10 protein-coding genes and 1 pseudogene are annotated in these 11288 nt (G+C 69.0%); 5 read left to right on the plus strand and 6 right to left on the minus strand.

What is annotated here, in order from left to right; all coding sequences use genetic code 11:
* The first annotated feature begins 146 nt into the window (after window positions 1–146).
* Window positions 147–839, plus strand: a complete 693-nt coding sequence (locus ACJA3G_RS18435) for a TetR/AcrR family transcriptional regulator (protein ID WP_406554099.1) — start codon at window positions 147–149, stop codon at window positions 837–839.
* A 449-nt stretch (window positions 840–1288) separates the two neighbouring features.
* Here the strand turns inward: ACJA3G_RS18435 and ACJA3G_RS18440 are convergent, their stop codons facing one another.
* Window positions 1289–1693 (minus strand): VOC family protein, encoded by a 405-nt coding sequence (locus tag ACJA3G_RS18440; protein WP_406554100.1) that lies wholly within the window; start codon window positions 1691–1693, stop codon window positions 1289–1291.
* Between the two features lie 62 nt (window positions 1694–1755).
* Between ACJA3G_RS18440 and ACJA3G_RS18445 the strand changes: the two genes are divergently transcribed.
* On the plus strand, window positions 1756–2727 hold the full coding sequence (locus ACJA3G_RS18445) for a helix-turn-helix transcriptional regulator (RefSeq protein WP_406554101.1): 972 nt from the start codon (window positions 1756–1758) through the stop codon (window positions 2725–2727).
* A gap of 129 nt (window positions 2728–2856) precedes the next feature.
* On the opposite strand, the gene ACJA3G_RS18450 is transcribed toward ACJA3G_RS18445, so the two are convergent.
* The 4 genes from ACJA3G_RS18450 to ACJA3G_RS18465 form a co-directional block, all read right to left on the minus strand.
* Window positions 2857–3873 (minus strand): LacI family DNA-binding transcriptional regulator, encoded by a 1017-nt coding sequence (locus ACJA3G_RS18450; RefSeq protein WP_406554102.1) that lies wholly within the window; start codon window positions 3871–3873, stop codon window positions 2857–2859.
* A 75-nt stretch (window positions 3874–3948) separates the two neighbouring features.
* Complete coding sequence (locus ACJA3G_RS18455) at window positions 3949–4785, minus strand: ATP-binding cassette domain-containing protein (RefSeq protein WP_406554103.1); 837 nt, start codon at window positions 4783–4785, stop codon at window positions 3949–3951.
* Window positions 4782–5795 (minus strand): ABC transporter permease, encoded by a 1014-nt coding sequence (locus ACJA3G_RS18460; RefSeq protein WP_406554104.1) that lies wholly within the window; start codon window positions 5793–5795, stop codon window positions 4782–4784. The genes ACJA3G_RS18455 and ACJA3G_RS18460 overlap by 4 nt, the downstream gene beginning before the upstream one ends.
* Window positions 5796–5899: 104 nt before the next feature.
* Window positions 5900–6910, minus strand: a complete 1011-nt coding sequence (locus ACJA3G_RS18465; RefSeq protein WP_406554105.1) for a sugar ABC transporter substrate-binding protein — start codon at window positions 6908–6910, stop codon at window positions 5900–5902.
* A 258-nt stretch (window positions 6911–7168) separates the two neighbouring features.
* Here ACJA3G_RS18465 and ACJA3G_RS18470 point away from each other — a divergent pair, with 258 nt between their 5' ends.
* The 3 genes from ACJA3G_RS18470 to ACJA3G_RS18480 all read left to right on the plus strand — a co-directional run bounded on the left by ACJA3G_RS18470 (window position 7169) and on the right by ACJA3G_RS18480 (window position 10839).
* On the plus strand, window positions 7169–8131 hold the full coding sequence (locus tag ACJA3G_RS18470; RefSeq protein ID WP_406554106.1) for a carbohydrate kinase: 963 nt from the start codon (window positions 7169–7171) through the stop codon (window positions 8129–8131).
* A gap of 213 nt (window positions 8132–8344) precedes the next feature.
* On the plus strand, window positions 8345–10531 hold the full coding sequence (locus tag ACJA3G_RS18475; protein ID WP_406554107.1) for a glycoside hydrolase family 32 protein: 2187 nt from the start codon (window positions 8345–8347) through the stop codon (window positions 10529–10531).
* A gap of 14 nt (window positions 10532–10545) precedes the next feature.
* Window positions 10546–10839 (plus strand): putative quinol monooxygenase, encoded by a 294-nt coding sequence (locus tag ACJA3G_RS18480; RefSeq protein WP_406554108.1) that lies wholly within the window; start codon window positions 10546–10548, stop codon window positions 10837–10839.
* Between the two features lie 88 nt (window positions 10840–10927).
* Here ACJA3G_RS18480 and ACJA3G_RS18485 read toward each other — a convergent pair.
* Window positions 10928–11288 (minus strand): annotated as a pseudogene (locus ACJA3G_RS18485) (transcriptional regulator); the annotation flags it as partial.

Genomic DNA, 11288 nt, shown 5'->3' on the forward strand with positions numbered 1-11288 from the left:
ACGGTGACGGGGTGGTCATGGCGGTGCAGGACACGGGCGAAGGTAAGACCGGCCGGCAGGACCGCTCCCGACCACTGCGATGCGATGTCTCATGCCGATACACTGTATTGCTCCGGTACGGCGCATCGCAACGGTACGGTGTGAGCATGACTGTCTGGGACCGGCCCGAGCCGCCGACTCGCCCCGCGCCGCTCGACCGGGAGCGGATCGTCGCCGCCGCCATCGCACTGGCCGACGAGGGCGGGCTGGAAGCGGTGTCGGTGCGCAAGGTCGCGGCCCGCCTGGGCGCCGGTCCGATGCGCCTGTACCGATACATCTCCACCAAGGAAGAGCTGTTCGACCTCATGCTGGACGAGGTCCAGGCCGAAACCCTCCCCGAGGAGCAGCCCGGTGACTGGCGGGAGGCCTTGCGCGGCTACGCCCAGCGCACCAGGCAGACCGCCCTCCGCCACGAATGGCTGGCCGACCTGCTCGGCGGTCGCCCGACACTGGGTCCGAACGGCCTCACCGTGACCGAGGCCACGCTGGCCGCCTTCGACGGCCTTGCTGACATCGACACCGTCATGCGGGCCGTGGAGACCGTCAGCTCCTACTGCATTGGCGCGATCAGGCGCGAGATCGCGAACCTGCGGGCCGAGCGTGCCACGGGCCTGTCCAAGCACGACTGGCAGCGCGCCCACGGCCCGCATGTGACGAGAATGCTGGCCACCGGCCGCTTCCCGGCGCTGGCCAAGGCCGTGTACGACGGCACGGACGTGGACGCCGAGACATCCTTTACCACCGGCCTGGACTGGGTCCTCGACGCCGTGGCCACCAAACTCGCCCAACCGTCAGCGTGACGCTCGGTTCTTGCAGGATGTGAGCCAGGCCGGGGGGTGGGTGTCCATGGACCGTGCGGCTGTGCGGGCTTGCGCCCACGCCCCAGTCTGAGCCCGACCGCGCCCCTCTTCGCAGTCGCGGGACCAGCTGCACCACGTACGGCATCAACGGTGACTCCGCCGGCAACCACATATACCCCGGCGGCGGCACCGTGCTCAGCAACTACGCCTACACGAGCTGCTCCTTGGGCGTGTGGGGCATCGCGCGGCTCACCAATAGCGGAGTCGGGTCCCCCTGGGCCTGGTCGGAGAAGATGCCCTACTAGGAGCTGCGGAACCGCCGGCCGCAGAAGCAATGGCCGCTAGAGGAGGCGTAGATACGCGGGCAGGCGGGAGGTCGGCACTCTTTCAGGGTGCTGGCCTTGTCCACCGCAGGGCCCCTCCTTCGCTCCGTGACCCTCGGAGAATCTTCAGACCAGGGTGGAAATGCAGAAGGGATGGCCGGCCGGGTCCAGCAGGACCCTCCATCGATCAGGCTGCGGCTGTTCCGCGGGCTCGGTGGCGCCGAGGGCCAGCAGCCGGGCCTGGGCGGTGTCGAGGTCGTCGACCCCCAGATCGATGTGCGCCCGCTTCTCCTGGGACGGGTCCGGCCAAGTGGGACGCCGGTAGCCGGCGAGCCGGGAAAAGCCCAGTCCGGGCGAGCCCTCCTGGCCGAGCAGGATGAAGTCCTCGCTGGAGTACGCGACGGGGAGGTCGAGAGCGCTGCCGTAGAAGCGGGCCAGCTCGGCCGGGTCCGGACAGTCGAAGGTGACGGCGGCGTAGCGGATCGCGGGTGCGGATGTAGATGCCGATGCGGATGTGGTTTCGGTGCTCATGGGAAGACGCTATGACGGGACCAGGACAGTTCCCGTCCTGGTCATGGGAGAGAATTCGGGATGTGATCAGCACCTCCGCCCGTCTGCTGCGCCTGGTTTCGCTGCTGTCCGCCCGGCCGTCCTGGACCTGCGGCGAGTTGGCCGAGCGGATGGAGGTCACCGAGCGCACGGTCCGCCGGGACATCGCCAGGCTGCGGGAACTGGGCTACGGCGTCGAGTCCGAGCCCGGGCCGTGGGGCGGCTACCGTCTGGGCGGCGGAAGCCGGGTGCCGCCGCTGGTCCTCGACGACGAGGAGGCACTCGCCGTGGCCGTCGCCTTGCGCGAGGCCGCGCTCAGCGGCGTCCTCGGCAGCGACCAGGCCGCGCTGTCGGCGCTGCTGAAACTACGGCAGGTCCTGCCGCCCCGGATCGCGGACCGGCTGGCCGAGATGGATGCCGCGTTCGTGCACACACCCAGGCCCGACGAGCCGCAGATCGCGCCCGGCATGCTGCTGCAACTGGCCACCGCCTGCCGCTGGGGGGAGCGAACCCGTCTGTCGTACCGCGACCGGGAGGGGAACGCCACTGTCAGGGACGTCGACGCGTACCGCCTCGTACACACCGGGCGCCGCTGGTACTTCGTCGCCCGCGATGTGGCGCGGAACCAATGGCGGACCTTCCGGGCCGACCGGGTGACGCAGGCGCAGTCGACCGGGCATGCGGCAGAACTCCTCGATCCGCCCGACCCGGCGCTGCTCGTCTCCCAGGGCATCGCCGTCGGCACGTACCCGCTCTACGTGACGATTCTTCTGCCGCTGCCCGTGGAGCGGGCGCTGCGGCTGGTCCCGCCGACCGTTGGCACCCACCGCCCGGACGGCCCCGACGCCACTGTCGTAGAGATCGGCGGCCCCGACGCGGACGGACTGGCCAAATACCTGCTCAGCCTGGGCAGCCCGCTACAAGTGCTGTCCCCGGACGAGGTGCGTCAGGCACTGCTGCGCCGCACCCGAGAACTTTTCGAGGCCAACGCCGTCGGTCAGCCGTCGGAGGAGTGACGCCGCATACCCGCACCGACCCAAAGGAGTGGCCGTCCGCCCTTTGTGCCCTGTCCGCCGTAGCTCCGCGAAGACATGCGCCCTTGTCAACGCGGGTGGCGGGTCCCAGCGGGAAGTCGAGGGGCGCGCTCACCGGGCGGGCTGTTCCCCCGAGCCCCGTACGATCAGCCGGGTCGGGACCGTGACCGTGCGGGCGCGGGAGCGGTCGCCGTCGAGCCGGGCCAGGGCAGTGGTCGCCGCCGCCCTGCCGATTTCATCGGCATCCTGGGCGACGACGGTCAGAGCCGGCTCCAGGGCTTCGGCGAGCGGCACGTCGTCGAAGGCGACGACGGCGACGTCCTTCCGCTTGCTGCGGACGAGTTCGGCGACCACCCCGAACGCGGTGATGTTGTTGCCGGCGAACAGGGCGGTGGGGGGATCCGACAGGTTGAGGAGCTGTGCTGTCGAGGCCGCTGCCCCCTGCTGGTCGTGGGCGTTGATGAGCAGGGCGCGATCGTAGGGAAGGCCGGCCTCCTGGAGGGCTTCGCGATATCCGGCCAGCCGCTCCCGGCGGGTGTAGAGCTTGAGCGGCAGGTCGCCTACGAAGCCGATGCGTCGATGGCCTTGGGCGACCAGGTGGGCGACGCCTTCGTGGGTGCCCGCCCGGTTGGAGCTGACGACGCTGTCCGTGGAGAGGCCGACTCCCGGACGGTCGATGAAGACCACGGGCAGGCCCGCCGCGCGGTGCGTCTTGAGGGCGGAGTGGTCGGCACCCACGGACGGCACGACCATCAGGACGCTGACACGGCGGGCGAGGAACGTGTCCGTCAGCGCGCGCTCGCGTTCGGGATCGTCGGCCGAGGAACCCACCAGAAGGGTCAGGCCACGGTCGCGGACGGTGTCCTCGATACTGCGGGCCACGGCACCGAAGAAGGGGTTGCCGAGGTCAGGGATGACGAGACCGATGGTGGTGTCGGGGCCGCCCACACGGATGTTGCGAGCCATGAGGTTCGGCTGGAAGCCGAGTTTCGCCACGGCGGCGAGCACCTGTTCCCTGGTCCGCGCGGATGCCGGTCCGTCCTCGTTGAGGACGCGGGAGACCGTCTTGGCGCTGACCCCCACTTCGCGTGCGACATCGGCCAGCGTGGGGCGGCGGTTCGCTGCCATGGAGGAAACCGTCTCCTGTGCTCTCCGGTTCCGGCCGCGGCCTCGGCCGGAATCCGTGAGTCTGAGTGCGTGTGGTCAGGTGGCCTGGACCCCCGCGGCTTTCACCGCCTCGGAGTCCGCGACGACAGTATCTCCTGTCTCGTCGACGGCGAGAGCACCGGTCATGATGGCGACGACCTCCGCCATCGAGTAGTCGGAGGGCTTGATCAGGGCGGCCCGTCGGCCGAGCCGGTGGACGTGGATCCGGTCGGCGATCTCGAAGACATGCGGCATGTTGTGACTGATCAGCACTACCGGCATGCCCTTGTCGCGGACGCGCCGGATGAGGTCCAGCACCTGGCCGGACTCCTTGACGCCGAGCGCGGCGGTGGGTTCGTCCATGACGACGACACTGCGGGCCCACGCGACGGAACGGGCCACGGCGACGGCTTGTCGCTGCCCGCCGGAGAGCGTCTCGACCGACTGCGTGAGCGAGCGCAGACCGATCTTCAAGTCCGCCATGTGTTCTGCGGCCTCCTGCCGCATGCGCTTCTTGTCCAGCATACGGAGGGCGCTGCCGAGGACGCCGGGGCGGCGCAGCTCGCGGCCGAGGAACATGTTGGAGGCGATGTCCATGGAGGCGGCCACGGCGAGGTCCTGGTAGACCGTTTCGATGCCGTGGGCGCGTGCGCTCTGCGGTCCGGAGAAGTGGATGGGCTCCCCGTTCAGACGTATCTCGCCCGCGTCGGGGACCACTGCGCCGGTGAGGGCCTTGATGAGGCTGGTCTTGCCGGCCCCGTTGTCGCCGATCACGGCGAGGACCTCGCCGGGCAGCAGATCGAAGTCGGCGCCGTCGATGGCGGTCACGTGTCCGTAGCGCTTGACCAGGCCGCGGGCCTGCAGAACGGGAGTCGGGGAGGGGGTGGCGCTCATCGGGCCTTCTTCCGGGAGGTCTGGTCGACGGTCACCGCGAGGATCACCAGGACTCCGGTGATCAGGGTCTGGTAGATGGAGGCGACGCCCATGAGCTGCAGGCCGTTGCGGAACACACCGACAATGAGGACACCGATGAACGTGCCGAGCACCGAACCGCGTCCGCCGAAGAGGCTGGTGCCGCCGAGGACCACCGCCGTGATGCTGTCGAGGTTGTCGGTCTGCCCCGCCTGCGGATCGCCGACGCCGGTACGGGAGATGAGCAGCAGGGCGGCGATCCCGTACAGGACGCCCGCCACGGCGTAGATGCCGATGGTGAGCCGGGAGGTGCGGATGCCGTTCAGGCGTGCCGCCTCCTGGCTGTTGCCGAGGGCGTAGACGTGCCGTCCCCAGCCGGTATTGCTCAGCGCGTGGGCGAGGAGGAGGAACAGGGCGACGGTGACCAGGGAGCCGTAGGTGATGTCGGTGTGTCCGAGCGGGAAGGTCTGTCCGAGGGCAGTCAGCGGGCCCGGCAGACTGCTGATCGTCTGCTCCTCGGAGTAGATGTGGGTCAGCGCGAACGCCACGTTGAGCATGCCGAGGGTCACGATGAACGGGGGCAGCGGGATCTTCTGGACGAGCAGCCCGTTGAGCAGACCGAAACCGCCGCAGACGACCAGGCCCAGGGCGATGGCGAGGAAGGGGGGCAGGGAGCCCTCGGCGGCCGTCTTGGCGATGACGACGCTGCCGAACGCCATCACCGCTCCGCACGACAGGTCGATGCCCGCGGTGAGGATGATCAGGGTCTGTCCGATGGCGAGGGTGCCGACGACCATGACCTGCTGCACGATCAGGGAGAAGTTCCCGCCGGTGAGGAAGTGGTCCGAGGAGACGGAGAAGAAGGCGCACGCCAGAAGGAGGGCGATCAGCGGGCCGGTGGTCGGTGCCGTGAGCACCCTGCGGGCCGCGGTCGGCGCGGTGAGCCCGGCATAGGGCGAGGATGTGCTCGGGGGCGTGGATGTAGCGGTCATACGAGGTCCTTGAGGTCCTTGTCGGTAGACCGAAGTCCTTTTTCGGAGGACCGGAGTCCTTGTCGGGGGAGGATGCGTACGGCGGTGGGAGCGGGCCGAGTGGCTCAGCCCCAGCAGTTCTCCAGCCCGTAGCCGGTGTCCTTGGAGGTGACACCCGCTTCGGCCCTGGCGGCGATCAGGGTGGCGCCGGTGTCGGTATAACCGGATACCTTCTTGCCGCCCTTGGCGTACGCCATGACGGCCTTGACGCCCTCGGTGGCCATCTTCAGCGGGTACTGCTGCGAAGTGGCGGCGATCTTGCCGTCCTCGACGGCCCGGGTGCCGGTGCAGCCGCCGTCGACCGAGACGACCAGGACGTCCTTCTCCCGGCTCTTCGCCTTCAACGCGGTGTACGCGCCCAGGGCGGCCGGTTCGTTGATCGTGTAGACGACGTTGATGCCGGGCTCCTTCTGCAGGCAGTTCTCCATCGCGGTCTGGCCCTTGGCCTGGTCGCCGCCGGTGTCCTGGGCACACGCGACGTCCTTGTCGGTGGCCCCGAAGCCCTTGAGGAACCCGTTGTGCCGCTGGACGCCCACGGACACACCCGGTGCGAGGTCCAGCGTGGCGATCTTCGCGGCCCTGCCCCTCATGGCCGCCTTGGTGTACTCGCCGATCAGCTCGCCGGCCTTGAAGTTGTCGGTGGCGAAGAGAGCGTCGACTGCGCTCTGCGGCTCGGTCGGGGTGTCGAGCGCGATGACCATGACGCCCTTGGCCTTGGCCTTCTGAATCGCGGGCACGATCGCCTTCGAGTCGCTGGGAGTGATCAGGATGCCCTTCACCCCGGCGGCGACCATGTTCTCGATCGCGGCGACCTGACCGGCGTTGTCCCCGTCGAACTTGCCCGCCGCCGTCATGAGTTGGGCGCCGTCCTGCTTGGCCGCCTTCCCCGCGCCCTCCTTCATCTTCACGAAGAACGGGTTGGTGTCGGTCTTGGTGATCAGCCCGATCTTCACCGTGCCCGAGCCGGAGGACGCCGAACCCGAACCCGATCCGCAGGCCGTCAGGGCGAGGGCCGTCACCGCGGTGCACGCGGCGACGGTGAGAAGGAACGAAGGCGGACGAGGGACGCGAGACATGAACGACTCCTGCGGGATCGCGGACGAGCGGCGGCATCGGAGTGTGCCGACCGGGAATGTCATCGTTGACTTATGTCATCGTTGACACTGCTTGACGAGGATGATGGACTCCGCTTCCGGGAAACGTCAATGCCTTGCGGTTGTCACAAATCGGCAAACCCCGGCACGCGTTGCTGCCGTGCCCGTCCGGCAGCCGCACCCACCACCCGACCGTCGCGTCCCACCCTCCCTCGACCATCCGGCAGAGAAGAGCAGCCCATGAACCCGCGCCAGATCACCGTCCTCGGAGAGTGCGTCGCCGATGCGTTCCCCGAACCCGCGAGCGCCTCGAACGAACTGGCTCTGCGCGTACTGCCAGGTGGAGGACCTGCCAATACGGCCGTGTCCCTGGCCCGCCTCGGCAGCCCGACCCGCCTCCTCACGCGCCTGTCCGACGACGTGTTCGGCCGTCTGTTCCGCGCCCACCTGGAGTCGTCGGGGGTTGACCTGTCGGACGCCGTACGGGCCGCGGAGCCCAGCACCCTGGCGGTGGCGGAGCTGGATGCCACCGGGCAGGCCGCGTTCTCCTTCCACGCACAGAACACCGCCGACTGGCAGTGGACGGCCGACGAGCTGGAGCGCGTCGACCTGTCCGAAACGGCCTGTCTGCACACCGGATCCCTGACCCTGGTCCGCGAACCCGGCGGAGCGGTGGTGGAAGAATTCCTGGCGGCGGCAGCACCCCGCACGACCATCAGCATCGATCCCAACGTCCGTCCGCATCTGGTGCATCCCGACGTCTATCGGGCGCGGCTGGCGCGCTGGTGCGGCCTCGCCGATGTGCTCCGGCTGAGCGAGGACGACCTCGAACTCCTCCTGCCGCAGGCGTCTCCGGAGCGGGCGTGCGACCTCTGGCACGCCGCCGGGGCGCGGCTCGTCGTGATCACGCGCGGCGCCGACGGCGCCCTGGCCTCGCTCGACGGCGAACGACTCCGCGTGCCCGCTCCCGCGACGCGGGTGGTCGACACGGTCGGGGCCGGGGACTCCTTCACCGCCGGCCTCCTGCACCACCTCGGCGCCCGCGGACTGCTCGGCGGCCGGTTGACCGAACTGCGTCTCGACGACGTCGCCGACGCCTGCGCCTTCGCCGCCCGCGTGGCGGCCCTGACCTGCTCCGCAGCGGGCCCCAACCCGCCGTGGCGGGACCAGTTGACCCAGTCCGCGGCCGTGGGCACCGCGTAACGACGCGGCAAACCGTCGCGCCGGAACCGTTGACGAGTCGGCTGTATTGCGCTCATCATCAGGCACTCGCTGTCATCGATGACACAAGTCGACGATGACACCCTGGTTCGGCACCCCGGACGACGGTGCCGGTCTCAGGGCATCACCTTTCGGTGCTTCCGCGCCGGGCAGCAGGCTTCGCCGCGCGGATCGCCGCCGCCCCCAGGAGACGCCATGAGCTCTGTACGTGTACCCCGGCACGCCCGCGCACGGATGATCGCGGCGGTAGCGACCGTCTGCGCCCTGTCCGGGGCCTCGCTCGCCCCGCAGGCGGTCGCCGACGACAAGCCGCCGTACAGCGAGACCTACCGGCCCGAGTTCCACTACACACCGCAGAAGAACTGGATGAACGACCCCAACGGCCTTGTGTACTTCAAGGGCGAGTACCACCTCTTCTACCAGTACAACCCGGACGGCAACTCCTGGGGAGACATGTCCTGGGGCCACGCGGTGAGCGGCGACCTCGTGCACTGGAAGGAGCTGCCGCTCGCCCTCTCGCACGACGACAAGGAGATGGTCTTCTCGGGGAGTGCCGTCGTCGACTGGACCAACACCACCGGGTTCGGTACGAAGGCGAATCCGCCGATGGTGGCCATCTACACCAGCAACGACAAGGGCACGGGCAAGCAGGCGCAATCGATCGCCTACAGCACCGACCGCGGACGGACCTGGACCAAATACCAGGGCAATCCCGTCATCGACCTCGGCTCGAAGGACTTCCGCGATCCGAAGGTGCAGTGGTTCGCGCCCACCCAGAGCTGGCTGATGACGGTGTCGCTGTCCGCCGAGCACAAGGTGCGGTTCCACTCGTCCAAGAACCTCAAGAACTGGGAGCTGCTCAGCGACTTCGGCCCGGCCGGCGCGACGGGGGGCGCTTGGGAGTGCCCCGACCTGTTCCCGCTGGCAGTCGACGGGGACAAGAAGAGGATCAAATGGGTGCTGGTCGTCAACATCAACCCGGGTGGCATCACCGGTGGATCGGGCACCCAGTACTTCGTAGGCGACTTCGACGGCAGGACGTTCACTGCCGACGACAAGGGCAGCTACACCCCGCCCCCCGGCGTAATCGTGCAGGACTTCGAAGGCACGGACTTCGGTACGTGGAAGGCCACCGGGACGGCCTTCGGCGAAGCCCCGGCGACCGGATCGCTGGCCGGGCAGAGTGAGGTCGCCGGATACGACGGCGAGGGGTTCGCCAACAGTTTCCACAGCGGCGACGCCACCACCGGCACCCTCACCTCACCGCCCTTCACGGTCGACAACCCGTACCTGAACTTCAAGGTCGGCGGCGGCAACCACCCGCACCAGGACGACACCGTGCTGGAACGGGGCCCCGTGCCCAGGGGGACGGGTCTCGCCGACCTCGAAGGCGACACCTACGGCGGCTGGACGGCGACCGGCCCGGCCTTCGGCACCACCCGGGCTCAGCCCGTCTCCCGCGAGACGTCCGTCAACCTGCTCGTCGACGGCCAAGTGGTCGCGAGCGCCACCGGCTCCAACAGCGAGACTCTGGACTGGGCCTCCTTCGACATGCGCCCCTACGTCGGCAAGACGGCGCAGATCCAGCTCGTCGACAACAACACCGACGGCTGGGGCCACATCATGGCGGACCGGTTCACCACCGCCTCCGCACCCGCCAAGTCCGTCGCCCAGCGCGCCGACTGGGCCGACTACGGCAAGGACTACTACGCGGCGGTGTCCTGGGAGAACGCCCCGGGCGGCCGGCGGTACATGATCGGCTGGATGAACGACTGGGAGTACGGCGGCTCCATCCCCACCTCCCCGTGGCGCGGAGCGCAGAGCATCCCACGCCAGATGGCCCTGCGTACCGTCGACGGCCGCATCCAGCTGACCAGCGAACCGGTCGACAGCCTCGCGTCCCTGCGCGAGGGGCGGCCGGCCACGGCGTCCGGGGTCACCGTCACCACCACCTCGCAGCCGCTCATCGGCGCGAACGCGCAGGGCAAGGGCCTCGACATCGAGACGACGTTCTCCCTCAAGGACGCCGAACGCTTCGGCCTCAAGGTGCGCACCGGCACCGGGGGAGAGGAGACGGTCATCGGCTACGACACCACGACCCAGGAGCTGTACGTCGACCGCACCCACTCCGGTGAGGTCGGCTTCAGCAGCGCCTTCCCCGGCGTGCAGCGCGCACCCATGAAGGCCGAGAACGGCAAGGTCAAGCTGCGCGTCCTCGTCGACGAGTCGTCCGTCGAGGTCTTCGGCGGCAGGGGCGAGTCCGTGATCACCGATCAGATCTTTCCCGACCCCACCAGCCGGGGAGTGCGGGTCTTCGCCGAGAACGGCTCGGTGAGGCTGGACCAGGCCACCGTCTGGCACCTCGGCTCCTACCGCGACTGACAAGGACGAAAACCGTGAAGAAGACCCTGTTGGCCGAGTTCACCGCCCGCGAGGGAGCCGAGGGCGAAGTCGCCCGGCTGCTCATGGAGTACGCCGGGAAGGTGCGTGAGGAGGAAGGCAACCTCGCCTTCGACGTCCATACCAAGGCATCGAACGCACGCGCCTTCTGGATCTTCGAGGTGTACCGGGACGAGGACGCCTTCCAGGCACACCTCGACGCCCCGTACGGTGCCCCGTTCAACACCGCGCTCGGTCCACTGATCGAGGAGGACGCCTCCGTTCTGACGTTCCTCGACCCGGTGGCCTGAACGCGCGTCAGTCTTTCGGCCAGGAGACAGGAATTCTCTTCACCCGACCATCCTGGCCATCGGCGATGCGCTGTTCCTCGTATGTGGGTCAGGTCAGGGCCTGCGTCCCGATGGTGGTGAGCAGATCGAACTGGTCGGCTGTGGTGGTGCCAGGCGGTGCGGAGCAGACAGCGATGCGCAGGTCACTGCCGGGGACGGTGAGGGTGTCGCAGTCGATGGTGACGGGTCCGAGGTCGGGGTGATGGACCGTTTTGCTGTCGGTGGTGTGAAAGCCCACGGCGTGGGAGTCCCACAGGCCGTGGAAACGGTCGCTGGTGCGCTGAAGATCGGTGATCAACGCTCGCAGCGGCTTGTCCTGGGGGTAGCGGGCGGCGGAGGAGCGCAGGTCGGAGACGAGGGCTGTTTCGAACCGCGCCTGCTGCTCGGGGGTGTGGGTGACGCGGGTGGGC

Source organism: Streptomyces sp. YS-3 (genome assembly GCF_045257485.1).
GTDB lineage: Bacteria > Actinomycetota > Actinomycetes > Streptomycetales > Streptomycetaceae > Streptomyces.